Annotated in this window: 16 protein-coding genes; 9 read left to right on the top strand and 7 right to left on the bottom strand. The window is 71.9% G+C overall.

Features of this window, described 5'->3' with window-relative positions; all coding sequences use genetic code 11:
• A complete protein-coding gene (locus ACIRF9_RS42525) occupies positions 1–495 on the bottom strand; it encodes a nuclear transport factor 2 family protein (protein ID WP_403833995.1) in 495 nt (164 codons plus the stop codon).
• Between the two features lie 198 nt (positions 496–693).
• Here ACIRF9_RS42525 and ACIRF9_RS42530 point away from each other — a divergent pair, with 198 nt between their 5' ends.
• Positions 694–1497 carry an SDR family oxidoreductase gene (locus ACIRF9_RS42530; RefSeq protein WP_403833997.1) on the top strand — a complete coding sequence of 268 codons (804 nt, stop codon included), beginning with the start codon at positions 694–696 and terminating at the stop codon, positions 1495–1497.
• A gap of 25 nt (positions 1498–1522) precedes the next feature.
• On the top strand, positions 1523–2743 hold the full coding sequence (locus ACIRF9_RS42535) for an acetyl-CoA C-acetyltransferase (RefSeq protein WP_403833999.1): 1221 nt from the start codon (positions 1523–1525) through the stop codon (positions 2741–2743).
• Positions 2744–2905: 162 nt separating this feature from the next.
• Here the strand turns inward: ACIRF9_RS42535 and ACIRF9_RS42540 are convergent, their stop codons facing one another.
• Positions 2906–4519, bottom strand: a complete 1614-nt coding sequence (locus tag ACIRF9_RS42540; protein WP_403834001.1) for an AMP-binding protein — start codon at positions 4517–4519, stop codon at positions 2906–2908.
• A 170-nt stretch (positions 4520–4689) separates the two neighbouring features.
• On the opposite strand from ACIRF9_RS42540, the gene ACIRF9_RS42545 reads away from it, so the two are divergent.
• Positions 4690–5328 carry a TetR/AcrR family transcriptional regulator gene (locus ACIRF9_RS42545; RefSeq protein ID WP_403834003.1) on the top strand — a complete coding sequence of 213 codons (639 nt, stop codon included), beginning with the start codon at positions 4690–4692 and terminating at the stop codon, positions 5326–5328.
• Here ACIRF9_RS42545 and ACIRF9_RS42550 read toward each other — a convergent pair.
• Both ACIRF9_RS42550 and ACIRF9_RS42555 read right to left on the bottom strand, forming a co-directional pair.
• On the bottom strand, positions 5318–6076 hold the full coding sequence (locus ACIRF9_RS42550) for a CoA-transferase subunit beta (protein WP_403834005.1): 759 nt from the start codon (positions 6074–6076) through the stop codon (positions 5318–5320). The two genes, ACIRF9_RS42545 and ACIRF9_RS42550, sit on opposite strands and share 11 nt — an antisense overlap.
• Positions 6073–6951 carry a CoA transferase subunit A gene (locus tag ACIRF9_RS42555; protein ID WP_403834007.1) on the bottom strand — a complete coding sequence of 293 codons (879 nt, stop codon included), beginning with the start codon at positions 6949–6951 and terminating at the stop codon, positions 6073–6075. The genes ACIRF9_RS42550 and ACIRF9_RS42555 overlap by 4 nt, the downstream gene beginning before the upstream one ends.
• A 146-nt stretch (positions 6952–7097) precedes the next feature.
• Here ACIRF9_RS42555 and ACIRF9_RS42560 point away from each other — a divergent pair, with 146 nt between their 5' ends.
• Positions 7098–7982, top strand: coding sequence for an aldo/keto reductase (locus ACIRF9_RS42560; protein WP_403834009.1), 885 nt, complete (start codon positions 7098–7100; stop codon positions 7980–7982).
• A gap of 23 nt (positions 7983–8005) precedes the next feature.
• On the opposite strand, the gene ACIRF9_RS42565 is transcribed toward ACIRF9_RS42560, so the two are convergent.
• The gene (locus tag ACIRF9_RS42565) at positions 8006–8464 is read right to left on the bottom strand and encodes a VOC family protein (RefSeq protein WP_403834011.1); all 459 of its coding nucleotides are present in this window, start codon (positions 8462–8464) and stop codon (positions 8006–8008) included.
• A gap of 80 nt (positions 8465–8544) precedes the next feature.
• Between ACIRF9_RS42565 and ACIRF9_RS42570 the strand changes: the two genes are divergently transcribed.
• Entirely contained in the window at positions 8545–9285 is a 741-nt protein-coding gene (locus ACIRF9_RS42570) for an SDR family NAD(P)-dependent oxidoreductase (protein ID WP_403834013.1), read from the top strand.
• Positions 9286–9302: 17 nt separating this feature from the next.
• On the top strand, positions 9303–9896 hold the full coding sequence (locus ACIRF9_RS42575; protein WP_403834015.1) for a PaaI family thioesterase: 594 nt from the start codon (positions 9303–9305) through the stop codon (positions 9894–9896).
• Here ACIRF9_RS42575 and ACIRF9_RS42580 read toward each other — a convergent pair.
• Together ACIRF9_RS42580 and ACIRF9_RS42585 are read right to left on the bottom strand one after the other, a co-directional pair.
• Positions 9874–10998: an acyl-CoA dehydrogenase family protein gene (locus tag ACIRF9_RS42580; protein WP_403834018.1), complete on the bottom strand. Its 1125-nt coding sequence runs from the start codon at positions 10996–10998 to the stop codon at positions 9874–9876. The two genes, ACIRF9_RS42575 and ACIRF9_RS42580, sit on opposite strands and share 23 nt — an antisense overlap.
• 45 nt (positions 10999–11043) lie before the next feature.
• The gene (locus ACIRF9_RS42585) at positions 11044–11925 is read right to left on the bottom strand and encodes an enoyl-CoA hydratase (protein ID WP_403834020.1); all 882 of its coding nucleotides are present in this window, start codon (positions 11923–11925) and stop codon (positions 11044–11046) included.
• Positions 11926–12047: 122 nt separating this feature from the next.
• Between ACIRF9_RS42585 and ACIRF9_RS42590 the strand changes: the two genes are divergently transcribed.
• From ACIRF9_RS42590 to ACIRF9_RS42600, 3 genes are read left to right on the top strand one after another with little or no spacing between them, the layout of a single operon-like run.
• Positions 12048–13244 carry an acyl-CoA dehydrogenase family protein gene (locus ACIRF9_RS42590; protein ID WP_403834023.1) on the top strand — a complete coding sequence of 399 codons (1197 nt, stop codon included), beginning with the start codon at positions 12048–12050 and terminating at the stop codon, positions 13242–13244.
• A complete protein-coding gene (locus ACIRF9_RS42595; RefSeq protein WP_403834025.1) occupies positions 13241–14044 on the top strand; it encodes an SDR family oxidoreductase in 804 nt (267 codons plus the stop codon). Before ACIRF9_RS42590 ends, ACIRF9_RS42595 begins: the two co-directional genes overlap by 4 nt.
• Positions 14045–14077: 33 nt before the next feature.
• Positions 14078–15229, top strand: a complete 1152-nt coding sequence (locus tag ACIRF9_RS42600; protein ID WP_403834029.1) for an acetyl-CoA C-acetyltransferase — start codon at positions 14078–14080, stop codon at positions 15227–15229.
• Positions 15230–15329 lie beyond the last annotated feature (100 nt).

Below are 15329 nucleotides of genomic sequence, written 5' to 3' on the forward strand. Positions count from 1 at the left end.
TCACCAGCGGGGCGCGGTGACGGTGCGCAGGTCGTACCAGAGCGGGAAGACCTCCCGGCGGGCGATCCGCCAGCCTTCGGCCGTCCGTACGCAGGAGTCGTGGTAACGGACCGGGCAGTACAGATCGGTGGCGTTCCCGTCGGTCCCCGTACTGTGGTGATGTGCCTCCGCCGAGACCACCGCGGTGGCCGATCCGCCGCCGTCGGTCACCTCCGCCACATGTCCACCGACGAGGTGGTGGACCCGGTCGAACCCGCCGAGGTCGTCGAACTCCTTGAGGAGTTCCGCCGGCCCCCGGCGCTCCTGCACCACGGATCCGTCCGGGCCGTGGATCACCACGACGCCGTCCCGGGTGAACACGGAGAGGTAGTCCTCGCGGTCCCCGCGGTCCAGCGCCGCCGCGTAGCGCTCGGCCAGGGCGCGCAGTTCCGCGCCGTCCGCGTGCGCATGGTCTGTGGGCCCCTGCTCGGGCGGCGGGACGGTAGCGAGCGTCATGGTGATTCCTCCGGTCGGTGGCAGGTACGGACGAACAGGCCGGTGGAGCGAGTGTCGGACCGGGACAGCCCGCCTGCCACGACAGGTCCCGACGACCGGGAACGGCCTTCGCCCCCGACTACAGGAACCAAACAAATGCTTGGTTGTTGCCGTGTACCTACCTAGCGCTTGATTGGTCTTCGTGGCTAGGGTGTCGCCATGCCGATCCAGTTGGACATGTCGGGGAAGGTCGTCCTGGTCACAGGAGGGGCCAGGGGCGTGGGTGAGGGCATCGTGGAGGTGTTCCTGAGGGCGGGCGCGCAGGTCGAGACCTGCGGGCGCGGCATGCCGGGTGCCGCGCGAACGGTCGAGGACCGGGCGGCGCACTTCAGCAAGGTCGACGTACGCGACCCGGACCAGGTCGACCGCTGGGTCGAGGACATCACGGCCCGCCGGGGCCGGATCGACGTCGCGGTCAACAACGCGGGCGGTGCGCCGTTCGCCGACTTCGCCACCGCCTCGCCCCGCTTCCACCGCAAGGTCACCGACCTCAACTTCCTCGCCCCGGTCTTCGTCAGCCGCGCGGTCTTCCCGGTCATGGACGCCCAGGACGACGGCGGCGTGGTGCTCAACATCAGCTCCATCAGCGCCCGGCGGCCCAGCCCCGGGTCCGCCGTCTACGGCGCGGCGAAGGCGGCCCTGGAGAGCCTGACCGCCACCCTGGCCGTGGAGTGGGCACCCCGGGTGCGGGTCAACGCGGTCAGCTGCGGGCTGGTGGCGACACCGGGGTCAACGGACCACTACGGCGACGCGGAGCAGACCGCCCGCGTCGCGGCGACCATCCCGCGCGGGGTCTTCGCCCGGCCCGACGACATCGGCGGGGCCTGTCTCCTGCTCGCCTCCCCGCTCGCCGCGCACATCACCGGCGCCGTGCTGAACGTGGACGGAGGGGGCGAGTGGCCGGCCTTCCTCCAACACTCGCCCAACACCGGTGTGCTGGCCGCGAGGTCACGCGAACGATGAATCCCGACCACCAAGGGGAGTCCCCATGCCCGAAGCAGTGATCGTGTCCGCCGTGCGCTCCCCGATCGGGCGGGCGCACAAGGGGTCGCTCAGGGATCTGCGCCCCGACGACATTGCCGCACAGATCGTCGGGGCCGCGCTCGCCGAAGTGCCCGCGCTCGATCCGTCCGAGGTCGCCGACCTGATGCTGGGCTGTGCGCAGCCGGCCGGTGAACAGGGCTACAACCTGGCCCGGATGACCGCGCTGCGGCTCGGCCTCGACACCGTGCCGGGCACCACGGTCCAGCGGTACTGCTCCTCGTCGCTGCAGACGACCCGGATGGCCTTCCACGCCGTCCGGGCGGGAGAGGGCGAGGTGTTCGTGTCGGCCGGGGTGGAGATGGTCTCACGGTTCGGCAGGGGCAAGGCCGACGGGATGCCGGACACCCGCAACCCGGTGTACGCGCGCGCCGCCGAGCGCACCGCCCGCCGCGCCGCAGGCGAGGGTACGGACTGGACCGATCCGCGGGTGGCCGGTGACCTGCCCGACGTCTACATCGGCATGGGCGACACCGCCGAGAACGTGGCACTGATGTGCGGGGTCTCGCGGCGCGAGCAGGACGAGTTCGCGGTCCGCAGTCAGCAGTTGGCGGAGGCGGCCGAGGCACGGGGCTTCTGGAAGCGGGACATCACGCCGGTGACCCTTCCGGACGGCAGCGTGGTCGCCGCCGACGACGGGCCCCGCAAGGGGGTGACGGTGGAGAAGGTGTCGGCACTCAAGCCGGTGTTCCGGCCGGACGGGACCGTCACCGCCGCCAACTGCTGCCCGCTGAACGACGGGGCGGCGGCCCTGGTCGTGATGAGCGACCGCCGTGCGAGCGAGTTGGGCCTCACCCCGCTGGCGCGGATCGTCTCCACCGGGGTGTCCGCGCTCAGCCCGGAGATCATGGGCCTCGGACCGGTGGAGGCGAGCCGTCAGGCGCTGCGGCAGGCCGGACTCACCGTGGGCGACATCGACCTGTTCGAGTTCAACGAGGCGTTCGCCGCGCAGGTGGTCCCCTCCGTGCGCCAGTTGGGGGCCGACCCGGAACGGGTCAACGTCAACGGCGGCGCGATCGCGCTCGGTCACCCTTTTGGCATGACGGGGGCCCGGATCACCACGACACTCATCCACGCCCTCCAGGAGCGGGACGGCCGGTTCGGCCTGGAGACCATGTGCGTGGCCGGCGGCCAGGGCATGGCCATGGTGATCGAGCGGCTCGGCTGAGCGGTTGCCCGGCGGCCGGGCCCGGAGAGGGCAGGTGCCGGGCCGCGTGCGTGGTCGTGGTGGTCGAGCGGCCGGGCCCGCGACGCGGCGAGCCACCCCCGCACCGAACGGCCCGGCGGTCACCCCGGCGGCCCGGCCGCCCGGTCACCGGGTGGCCGGTGTTCAGCCGAGCCGCTCCCGCAGCCCTGTCTTGAGGATCTTACCGGCGGCGTTCCTCGGCAGCTCGGGCACCACGATCACCCTGCGTGGCACCTTGAAGTTGGCCAGCCGTTCTCTGCAGTGCGCGATGACGTCCCGCGCCGAGGGTTCCGAGCCCCGGCGCGGGACCACGTAGGCGCAGGGCACGGAGCCGAGCCGGGCGTCGGGCATGCCGACCACCGCGGACTCGGCGACCAGGGGGTGGCTGGCCAGGACGTTCTCCACCTCTGCCGGATAGACGTTGAAGCCGCCGACGATGATCATGTCCTTGAGCCGGTCGGTGATCTTCAGACAGCCGTGCTCGTCGAGCCGCCCGACGTCCCCGGTGCGCAGCCAGCCGTCGGCGTCGATCGCCGCCCGGGTGGCGGCCTCGTCCTCGAAGTAGCCGAGCATCACGTTGTCGCCACGCAGCAGGACCTCGCCGTCCTGGCCGGTCGCCACCTCCTCGCCGTCCGCGTCGACGACCCGGATCTCGATACCCGGCACGGCGGGACCGGTCGTCTGCTCCACATGGGCGGGATCCTCTCCGGGGCGGGACCTCGTGGCCACGGTGCACTCGGTCAGGCCGTACGCCTGGGCCACGGTCTCGAAGCCCAGTTCCTCGCGCATGCGCCGGAACAGCGACTCGGGGACGGTGGCGGCTCCGGCAGTCGCGAAGCGCAGCGTGGAGGGGCGCAGCTCCGTCAGCCGGGGGTGGTCCAGGAGCGACACGAAGACGGTCGGCGCACCCGGGAGCACGGAGATGCGGGCGGACCGGATGAGTTCCAGGAGGCGGCCCGCGTCGAACGTCGCCACGGGGTAGACGGTGGTTCCGGCCGTGAGGGCGGCGATCACGCCGGCCTTGTAGCCGAAGCCGTGGAAGAACGGGTTGACGATCGCGTAGCGGTCGGCGGGGCTCAAGGCCGCGCCGTCGGCCCAGACCAGGGCCGCCCCGATGGTCTGCCGGTGGGCGCTCATGACCCCCTTGGGCACACCTGTCGTGCCGGAGGTGAACATGATGTCGCAGATGTCGTCGGGGCCGACCGCCGCCGCGATGCGCGCCCCCTCCTCCTCGGGCACCTCGTCCGCGCGGGCGGTGAAGGCGTCCCAGGACAGGACGGGGTCGCAGGACCGTTCCGCGGTTATGTCCACCACGGTCCGCAGCGCGGGCAGCCCCGGGACGGGACCGGTCTCTTCCGGCACCGCCTCCTCGGCCGCCGCCGTCCGCAGCATCTCCACGTAGTCGACGCCGAGGAAGCCGTTCGCGAGGACGAGTACCGAGGTGCGCGAGCGCCGCAGCACGACCGCGGCCTCATGACCGCGGTAGCGGGTGTTCATGGGCACCACGGACGCGCCGGCGCACTGGGCGCCGAGCAGGGCGAGAATGAACTCCAGCCGGTTGGGGGCCCAGACCGCGACCCGGTCCCCCGGGCGGACCCCCACGGCGGTACAGGCCCGCGCGGCCCGCCCGACGAGCTCGGCCAACCGCCGGTAACCGACCTCGACGGCGCCGTCCACGACCGCAGGATGGTCACCGTGGCGCTCCGCCGCCCGGGCCAGCAGCCGGGGAACGGTCGAGGGAGCCGGCTCTTCGATCACGCGAGGCCTCCGAACAACCAAATGCTTGGTAGGTATGCTGGGCAGTGCACGACCCGGGCTCACGATCCGCAAACCGCCGTCCCGTTGAGCGGGACGGCGGGGGACGGGGCCCGTGGCAGGATTCGAGCAGACGCCGGGCGGGCAGGCCCCCGGCGGAAGGGACGAACGACATGGCGGCACGACGCCCCGCCCGGGCGGCAGCCCCGGCACGGACGGCGGCCAGGAACGGCACCGGCTCCGAGCGCAGGGCGGAACTGCTGCAGATCGCGGCCGGCCTGTTCGCCACCCGGGGGTACACGCAGACCACCGTGCGGGACATCGCCGACGAGGCGGGCATCCTGTCGGGCAGCCTGTACCACCACTTCAACTCGAAGGAGGACATGCTCGACGAGATCCTCCGGGGTTTCCTGGAGCGGCTCCACGAGCGCTTCGCGGAGATCGAGAACGAGGGCACGGACCCGGGAGTGGTCCTCGACGAACTCATCACCCACGCCTTCACCACCATCCACGAGACCCCGGAGGCCGTGGCCCTCTATCAGAGCGAGGCCGACACGCTCGTCGGACAGTCCCGTTTCGAGTACGTCGACCAGTTGGGCAAGAAGATCGAGAAGATCTGGCTCCGGACGCTCACGTCGGGCCAGCGGTCGGGGGTCTTCCGCGCCGACGTCGACGTCAGCCTGACGTACCGGTTCATCCGGGACACCGTGTGGTGCAGTGTGCGGTGGTACCGCCCGCGCGGCAAGTTCCGCGCCGAGGCGCTGGCCGAGCAGTACCTGCGCATGCTGCACGGCGGCCTCGTCACCGGGTGACGGGGACCTCGCGGTCGCGCAGAGCCCGGGGGTCGACGACCTCGCGGATGAGCCGCAGTTCGTTCGCGTCGGGCAGGCGGGTCTCGGTGGCGCCGCTCGTGTCGATCTCGAACCCGGTGTTCATCCGGACCTCGTCCGCGGTGACACCGGGATGCAGCGACCGTACGCGCAGGTGCCCCTCGTCGTCGTAGTCGAGGACCGCCAGGTCGGTGATCACCACGCCCAGGTGGTGGAAGCCCAGGCCCCTGGCGCCGCGGGCGCGGTCGTTGCCAACGCCGCAGACCACGTCGACCTTCTCGACGAAGACCTTCGGGGTGTGCCGGGCCACCCAGTAGTCGGTGCGGTGGTTGGCCGTGTTGCCGGGCGCCCCGCGCACCCCGATGAGCTGCCGTTTCGGACGTCGCCAGTCGCCGATGAGCGAGATGTTCTGGTTGCCGTACCGGTCGATCTGGCTGGCCCCCATCATGCTCTGCCGGCGCCCGCTCGCGACGATGTCGAAGACCCGCCGGTAGGGCACCCAGCCCTCGACCACTCCCCCGTCGGCGGCGGTCCGGCCGAGCGGCGGCGGCTCGCTCATGAAGTACGCCTCGCCGTCGGTGAGGACCAGGTCCGGGCTGATCGTCAGACGCGCGAGCCGCGCCCCGACCGATGGCAGCACACCGACCGCGTGCGCCAGCACCTCGCCGGCGTCGCGCCACACGTCGGCGCACGCGGCGGCGCACACCTCGGCCCGGGTGATCTCCGTCATCGGCCCTCCTCCTGTCCGTCGCGCCGGGCGTGGAAGTCCGCCACGGCCGCGTGGTACGCCTGCTCGTCACCGTCGAGGAACGTCTTGCGGAACAGCTCCCAGGAGTCGGTGTCCCGCGCGGCCGCCGCGTAGTGCGCCTGGAAGGCCTCGTCCCGTGCGTAGTCGGGCTCGCACGACGTGAAGTGCGCGCCCCGGGGTGCCTCGATCACCCCGTCCACGAAGAGGCGACTGATCAGCACGGACTGCGCGGGCCCGGCGTCGAGTAGTTCCCCGGGCCCGACGATCCGCTCGGTGCTGACGAAGCAGCGGTCCGCGGCCATCGCGAACAGGTCGTCGAAGTAGGGGTCCGGGCCCAGGTACTGGGCGTTGCCCGCGGCGTCGGCGCGGTTGACGTGCACCAGGGCCACGTCGAGCCGCAGGGCCCTCATCGCCACGTACTCGTCGTCGGAGAACGGGGAGGCGATCGTCACCAGATCGGGGTTCATGGTGAGGACGTCGGAGCCGAGGCCGGCGCGAGTGGGCAGGAAGTCCAGCCGGTTGGCCGCGGCGCGCAGCCCCGTGACGAACATGCCCTCGTCGTACTCCGCGGTCTCGACGGCGCCCCGCTCCCGTACGGCCTGGAAGTGCGGGTCGAGGGCGATGCTGTCCAGCGAGACGAAGCCGTAGACGAGCTTGCGGACCCGGCCCGCAGCGCACAGCAGGCCCACGTCCGGGCCACCGAACGTGACGACGGTCAGGTCGCGGACGTCGGTGCGCAGGAGTTCACGCACCAGCGCCATCGGTTTGCGCCGTGATCCCCAGCCGCCGATGCCGACCGTCATGCCCGACTCGACGGTCCCGGCGAAGTCCTCCAGGGACATCGCTTTGTCACCCATGGACACTTCCTCTCACGTCCGGAGGGCCGAAGCTCCCAAATTAACCTAGCGCTTGCTTGGTGACGAAGCAATTGTTAGGTTGACTCGGGCCGACCGATGACTGCCCGGCGACCGGGAACGGGCGGAGCACCCGCGAAGGAGACCACATGACCGACTCCGCTTCGAGTCCGAGGACGCGACCCCTGGGCGGGACCCGGGTCTTCCCGGTGGGCATGGGCGCGATGACGCTGACCCAGGTGCCCGGCTACGACGAGGCACGGGCGGTCCGTACGGTGCACGCGGCCCTGGACGCCGGAGTGACGCTCTTCGACACCGCGGACGTGTACGGCCCCGCGGCCGGGTACGGCGTGAACGAGTCGATGCTGGCCAAGGCCGTCGCGGACTACCCGGGTTCGGTCGACCACGTGGTCGTGGCGACGAAGGGCGGCCACCTCAGGCCCGGCGACCAGGAGTGGGACACCGACGGCCGGCCCGAGCACCTGCGCCGCGCGTGCGAGGACTCGCTGCGCCGCCTGGGGTTGGAGGCCCTGCCGCTGTACCTGCACCACCGGCCCGACCCGAAGGTCCCGTACGCCGAGACCATGGGCGGGCTGCGCGATCTGTACGAGGCGGGGCTGATCCGGCGCGCCGGGATCTCCAACGCGAACCCGGAGCAGATCCGGCTGGCGCACGGGATCCTCGGTGACGCGCTGGTCGCGGTGGAGAACGAGTACTCGCCGGGCTTCCGCTCCAGCGAACCGGAGATCGCGCTGTGCGAGGAGCTGGGCCTGGCGTTCCTGGCCTGGGGGCCGTTCGGCGGGATGCGTCAGGCGAAGGGACTCGGCGCGCGGTACGCGGCGTTCGAGGACGTCGCACGGGAGCGGGGTGTCAGCACGTACCAGGTGGTGCTCGCCTGGCAGCTGCACAGGTCACAGGTGGTGGTCCCGATCCCGGGGGCGAGCCGGCCGGAGTCGGTCCGGGACTCCGCCGCGGCGGCCGGCCTCGCGCTCAGCGGCGGGGAACTGGCGCGGTTGGAGCGGGACGAGCCCTGATCAGAGGGACGATCGGGCCCCGGTCAGGGAGCGCTCCCCGCGTCCGGCGGCTCCACGAGTTCGACCCGGACCCGGTCCGGGTCGAGCACGTAGACGAGACGGCAGCCCTCCAGCGGGCCCGCTCCGGCCGTGATGGGCTCCGACAGCACGGTGACGCCCTCCGCCCGGACACGGGCGAGCAGGGCGTCGAGTCCGGTCACGTCCACGGCGAGATGGACCGAGCCTGCCCGGCCGTGGTCCGGGTCGGTCACCTCCGGGGAACCGCCGACGTACTGGAGCAGTTCGATGAGCGTCGCCCCCCGGGACAGGCGGACGAAGGCCTGACGGACCACGACGCCCGGGTACCCGGTCACGGCGTCGATCCTTGGGCCGCTGCGTTCCCAGGAACCGACCCGCTCGCCCCCGAGGATCCGTGCGTAGAAGTCGAGCGCACGGTCCAGGTCGCTGACGGTGATTCCCACATGGTTGACCGAGTAGGTCACGGTGGCCCTCCTGACGGCTCATGGAGTTAGACTAACAAGCAATTGCTTGGTTGAGGATATCGGCCGGGAGGAGCCCGGAAGTGGTCGTGCACGCCGTGGACCTCAGGGACAGGATCGCCTTCGTCACCGGAGCGGGCCAGGGACAGGGCGCGGAGCACGCGCGGACCCTGGCGGGTCTGGGCGCGCGGGTGGTTCTCACCGATCTCGACGAGAGCAACGCGCAGGCGGTCGCCGACCGGATCCGGGGCGAGACACTGACCTGTCCGCTCGACGTCGGGGACAAGGGCGCCTGGGCGGCCGCGATGGCACAGGCCGCGGACCGTTTCGGACGGGTCGACATCCTGGTCAACAACGCGGGCATCTCGATCCGGGAGCCACTCGCCGAGCTGTCCGAGGAGAGTCTGGAGGCCACGCTCAGGGTCAACCTCGTGGGAGCCGTCCTCGGGATGCAGGCGGTGCTTCCTCTGATGCGTGGGCGCGGCGGTTCCATCGTCAACATCGCCTCCACGGCCGGACTCACGGGCTACCCCGGCGGCCTCGCCTACTCCGCGTCGAAGTGGGCGCTGCGCGGCGCCACCCGGTCGGCGGCCAAGGAGCTGGGCGGGTACGGGATCCGGGTCAACTGCGTCTGCCCGGGAGCGGTCGACACCGCGATGATCAGCGAGGAGACCCGGGCGGGCGGCGGGGCGGTCGCCGGGCAGCCCATCCCCCGGGTCGGCACGCCCTCGGAGGTGGCCGCCATGGTGGCCTTTCTCGCCAGTGACGCGGCGAGTTACTGCACCGGCCAGGACTTCGTCGTCGACGGCGGACAGTCCGCGTGACCGTCAGGAGGAGCGGGGTGGGCCGTGGGCCACGGGAGACGGAGCAGAACCGGGCGAGGGAGGGCCTCGTCGAGGCGACGCGGGCACTGGCCCACGCCGTCGCAGTGACCGACGTCCCCGGTGGCGAGCTGGCCCGTGCCACCGAGACCCTCGCGTCCGTGACCCGGGCCCTGGAGAAGCGGGCCGGGACCCGGTGCGTGCCGCTGCCCGTGGCGGAGACCGTCGGCGTACGGCGAGTGCTTCTCGACCGGTACAACCCGGTGCACCTCCCCCTGGAGGTGTCCTTCGCCCAGGACGGCCGCAGCGCGACTGCCGCCACCGTCGTGAACGCCCTGTACGAAGGCCCCACCGACTCGGTGCACGGCGGTGTTTGCGCCCGGCTGATGGACAACATGCTGGGCATCCTCGTCCAGTCCACCGGGCTGCTGTGTGTGACCGGGACGCTGTCCGTGCGTTATCTCGCCCGCACACCGCTGGAGCGGACCCTGCGGCTGCGCTCCGAGATCGTGGAGCACTCCGGCCGCAAGGTCGGCGTCATCGGACGGATCGAGTGCGAGGGCGTGCGCACGGTCGAGGCCGAGGCGGTGTTCATCGAGGTTCCGCACCGATGACCCGGCGGAAGAGCCGCTGCCGGTGCTCGTGGGGCTGACCGAACAGCTGGGACAACGCGTGGGCCCGCTTGAATACGAGCTGGGCATCGTGCTCCCAGGTGATCGCGATTCCGCCGTGCAGCTGGACGGTCTCCGCCGCGACCTTGTTCAGCGCCTCGGAGCACCACGCCTTCGCCAGCGCCGCCCGCGCCGGCAGCTCCGGGTCGTCTTCCGCGGCGGCGGAGCGGGCCGCCGCCCATGAGGCGGACCTCGCCGTCTCGACCTCGACCAGCATGTCGGCCATACGGTGCTTCAGCGCCTGGAACGACCCGATGGGGCGGCCGAACTGGACGCGCTCCCTGCTGTGGGCCACGGTCATGTCCAGCGCCCGCTGGGCGGTGCCCACCTGTAGGGCGGTCACGGCGACGGCGGCGATGCAGTGCAGGGTGCCGAGCAGGCCGGACGCGTCGAGGGTCAGGGGGGCGGCAGGCGCCGCGTCGAACGCGATCCCGGCCAGGCTCAGTGTCGTGTCCATCGCCGGGGTGGGCGTACGCCGCACCCGGTCGTCGTCCGGGTCCACCTCGAACAGGCCGACCCGCCCCGGGCCGGTCCGGGCCACCACCAGCAGGACGTCGGCATGGACTCCCTCCAGGACCAGGGGGGCCGTCCCTGTCAGGGACCAGGTGCTCCCGCCCGTGGCGCGCACGTCACTGCGGTCGGTGCGCCAGTGACCGTCCTCACCGGCCCAGCAGACGGCCGCCACCGAGGTGCCCTCGGCGAGGCCGGGCAGCAGCCGCTCGCAGGCCGCCTCGTCGCCACTGAGCAGCAGCGCCCGGGCCGCGAGCACACCGGATCCGAGCAGCGGAGAGGGCGTCAGCGAGGCGCCCAACTGCTCCAGCACCATGTGCGTTTCGAACAGGGTGAACCCCGCGCCGCCGTAGCACTCCGGGATGGCCAGGGCCGCCACACCCACCTGATCGCAAAGGGTGCGCCACAGGCCCGTGTCGTAACCGGGAGCCCGCGCGGCGGCGGCCCGCACCGCGCCGCTGTCACTGCGGCGCTCCAGCAGACGCCGTACGGTCACGGCGAGTTCGTTCTGTTCCTCGGTGGGCGCGAACGTCATCCGGTCCCCCTTCGGGAAGAGTCCTGGGCAGAACGCGGGCCGGCCTCAGGCGTCGCCCGCCGCCTGCCGTCCCGAGTCGCGCATCGCCCGCGCGTCCATGCCCGCCAGGGAGTCGGCACTCACCTCGGCGTTGTGGGAGTGGGCCGCGTGGTGCAGGCCGAACACCGAGTCCATGCCGGAGCGCATGCCCTGCAGATCCTCGGCCTGGTTGATCGCCCGCTTGGTGAGCGCGAGGCCGAAGCGGGGCATCGCGCTGATCCGCTCGGCCAACGCGAAGACGGTCGACTCCAGGTCCTCGCGGGGCACGACATGGTTGACCATGCCGAGCTGCTGCGCCCGCTGGGCGCTGAAGCGGTCGCCGGTGTACAGGAACTCCTTGGCCGCGCGCGGGTTCATCACCCACGGGTGGGCGAAGAACTCCACCCCGGGGATGCCCATGCGCACGACGGGGTCGCAGAAGAAGGCGTCCTCGGAGGCGACGATGAAGTCGCAGGACCAGGCCAGCATCAGCCCGCCGGCGACACACGCGCCCTGGACCATGGCGATCACCGGCTTCGGGATCTCCCGCCAGCGGCGGCACATCCCGAGGTACACCTCGGACTCCCGGGCCAGGCGGGCGTCGACGCCCTCCTTGTCGGTGTGGTCCCACATGATGACGGCCCTGCGCTCGAAGCTCTCGTGGATGTCACGGCCCGGCGTGCCGATGTCGTGGCCGCCGCTGAAGTGCTCGCCGCTGCCCGCGAGGACCACGACCTTCACCGCGTCGTCGTCGACGGCCCGGGTGAAGGCGGCGTCGAGGGCGTACGTCACCTTCGAGTTCTGCGCGTTGCGGTACCGGGGGCGGTTCACCGTCACCACGGCGACCGGGCCGCGGACCTCGTAGGTGACGACCTGCTCCTCGGCCGGGCGGCTCTCCGCAGCGGACATGCCAGCTCCTTCACACGAACCACGGATGCATACCAAACAAGTGCTTGGTGGGTTAGTGTAGGCGATGCCCCAGCTCCCGAACAGCACGATCGTGAACCGACGGCACCTTCGAGGGGGAAAGCGTGCAACTGCCAGGCACAGCGCAGGACGAGGCCTTCCGCCGTGAGGTCCGGGACTGGCTGGAGACCCACCTGTCCGGCGACTTCGCCGGTCTGAAGGGCCTCGGCGGCTCCGGCCGGGAGCACGAGGCGTACGAGGAACGGCTGGCCTGGGACCGGCATCTCGCCGGCCACGGCTGGACCTGTATCGGCTGGCCCGAGGAGTACGGCGGCAGAGGGCTCGACCTCGCCCGGCAGGTGGTGTTCCACGAGGAGTACGCCCGTGCCGACGGGCCCGCGCGCGTCAACCACCTGGGGGAGGAACTGCTCGGGCCGACCCTCATCGCCTTCGGCACCCAGGAGCAGAAGGACCGCTTCCTGCCCGCGATCCGCGCCGTCGAGGAGCTGTGGTGCCAGGGCTACTCCGAGCCGGGTGCGGGCTCCGACCTGGCCGCGGTGTCCACCCGGGCCCGGCTGGAGCCGGCCGCGGGGGCGGGAGAGCCGGACCAGTGGGTGATCGACGGCCAGAAGGTGTGGACCTCCCTCGCGCACCTGGCGGACTGGTGCTTCGTGGTCGCACGGACCGAACCGGGCTCCGTGCGGCACGCCGGGTTGTCGTACCTGCTGGTGCCGATGCGCCAGGAGGGCGTCACCGTACGGCCCATCATTCAGCTGACCGGCACCTCCGAGTTCAACGAGGTGTTCTTCGACGGCGCGCGGACCGACGGCTCGCTCGTGGTCGGCGCGCCCGGCGACGGCTGGAAGGTCGCCATGGCCACGCTGGGGTTCGAGCGGGGCGTCTCCACGCTCGGCCAGCAGATCGGCTTCGCCCGCGAACTGGACGCGGTGGTGGCGCTGGCCCGGCGGACGGGCGCCATCGACGACCCCGTGATCCAGGACCGGATCACCCGCGCCCACATGGGCCTCGAGGTCATCCGGCTCAACGCGCTGCGGATGCTGGGCACTTCGGGCTCCCAGCGGCCTGAGGCGTCGATCGCCAAGCTGCTGTGGGGCACCTGGCACCGGGGGCTCGGGGAGTTGGCCATGGAGGTGGCGGGCGCCTCCTCGCTGGTGGCGCAGGGACCGCCGTACGACCTGGACGCCTTCCAGCGGCTGTTCCTGTTCAGCCGGGCCGACACCATCTACGGCGGCTCGAACGAGATCCAGCGCAACATCATCGCCGAGCGGGTGCTCGGCCTGCCCAGGGAGCCGAAGGCATGAACACGCAACGAGCCGGACAGGCACCGCCCGACTACGTACCCGGACACGGACTGCTGGCGGACCTGACCGTGGTGGTCACCGCCGCCGCCGGTGCGGGCATCGGCTCCGCGGTCGTACGGCGCTGTCTGGAGGAGGGGGCGCGGGCCGTGGTCCTCGGCGACGTCCACGAGCGGCGGCTGGGCGAGGCCGGAAGGGAACTGGCCGAGGAGTTCGGGGCGGAACGGGTCGCCACCGCCCTGTGCGACGTGACCCGGGAGGAGCAGGTGAACGCCCTGCTGGACGCGGCGGAGCCGTTCGGCGGGGTAGACGTGATGGTGAACAACGCCGGGCTCGGCGGGACCCGTTCGGTCCTGGAGATGACCGACGAGGAGTGGTCGCGGGTCCTGGACATCACCCTCACCGGGACGTTCCGCTGTGTCCGCGCCGCCGGCAACCGGATGGTGCGTGCACAGCGCCGGGGTGTCATCGTGAACAACGCCTCGGTGGTCGGCTGGCGGGCCCAGGAGGGGCAGGCGCACTACGCCGCCGCGAAGGCCGGGGTGATGGCCCTCACCCGCAGCGCGGCGGCCGACCTGGCCCCGCACGGCATCCGGGTCAACGCGGTCTCGCCGAGCCTGGCCCTGCACCCGTTCCTGGCGAAGGTCACCACCGAGGAGTTCCTCGACGAGCTCAAGGGGCGCGAGGCGTTCGGCCGGGCCGCGGAGCCCTGGGAGGTGGCCAACGTGATGGTGTTCCTGGCCAGCGCGTACTCCTCGTACATGACGGGTGAGGTCCTCTCCGTCAGCAGCCAGCACGCCTGAAGTCCCCGTCCCCCGAGTAGAAGGAGGAAAAGCGTGGCTGAGGCCTACATCGTCGACGCCGTGCGCACCCCGGTGGGGCGGCGCGGCGGTTCCCTGTCCGGCGTGCACTCCGCGGACCTCGCGGCCCATGTGATCGGCGCGCTCGTACGGCGTTCGGGCATCGACCCGGCCGCCGTCGACGACGTCATCCTGGGCTGCAACGACACCATCGGCTCCCAGGCCGGGGACGTGGCCCGCACCGCCTGGCTGGTGGCGGGGCTCCCGGACCACGTGCCCGGTGTGACCATCGACCGGCAGTGCGGCTCCAGCCAGCAGGCGGTGCACTTCGCCGCGCAGGGCGTCATGTCCGGCACCGCCGACCTGATCGTCGCCGGCGGGGTGCAGAACATGTCCGCGATCCCGATGTCCGCGTCCATGACCCTGGGTGAGCGGTACGGCTTCACCACGCCGTTCGCCGAGTCGCCGGGCTGGGTGGCCCGCTACGGCGAGCAGGAGGTCTCCCAGTTCCGGGCCGCCGAGATGATCGCGGAGCGGTGGCGGCTGTCGCGGGAGGAGATGGAGTCCTTCGCGCTGCGCAGCCACCGGCGGGCGCTCGCCGCGATCGACCAGGGGCGGTTCAAGGACGAGATCGAGCCGGTCGGGGACTTCGCCACCGACGAGTGCCCGCGCCGTGACACCTCACCGGGGCGGATGGCCGCGCTGGCCCCGCTCGGGGAGGGCGGCCGGCTCACCGCCGCGCTGGCCTCGCAGATCAGCGACGCCGCGTCGGCCCTGCTGGTGGCCTCGGAGCGGGCGGTGCGCGAGCACGGTCTCACGCCCCGTGCCCGTGTCCACCACCTCTCCGTGTACGCCGACGACCCGGTGTGGATGCTGACCGGGCCCATCGCGGCCACCCGGCGCGCCCTGGACAGGGCGAAAATGACAGTCGGTGACATCGATCTGTTCGAGGTGAACGAGGCCTTCGCCTCGGTGGTCCTCGCCTGGGCCGCGGAGACCGGCGCCGACCTGGCGCGGGTCAACGTCAACGGCGGAGCCATCGCCCTCGGCCATCCTATCGGCGCCACCGGCACCCGCCTGATGACCTCGCTGCTGGGCGAGCTGGAACGCACGGGCGGCCGGTACGGATTGCAGACCATGTGCGAGGGCGGCGGTCAGGCCAACGTCACCATCCTCGAGCGGCTCTGAACCGGCATCGACCGGTGCGTCCGAACCCGCCCCGCCGTCAAGGCGGTTGGACACCCCCGCGTCAACCGGAATTCCGTTTCCGGTGGTCCGGAAGGGGATG

This window comes from Streptomyces sp. NPDC096132, from assembly GCF_044763345.1.
Lineage (GTDB): Bacteria > Actinomycetota > Actinomycetes > Streptomycetales > Streptomycetaceae > Streptomyces.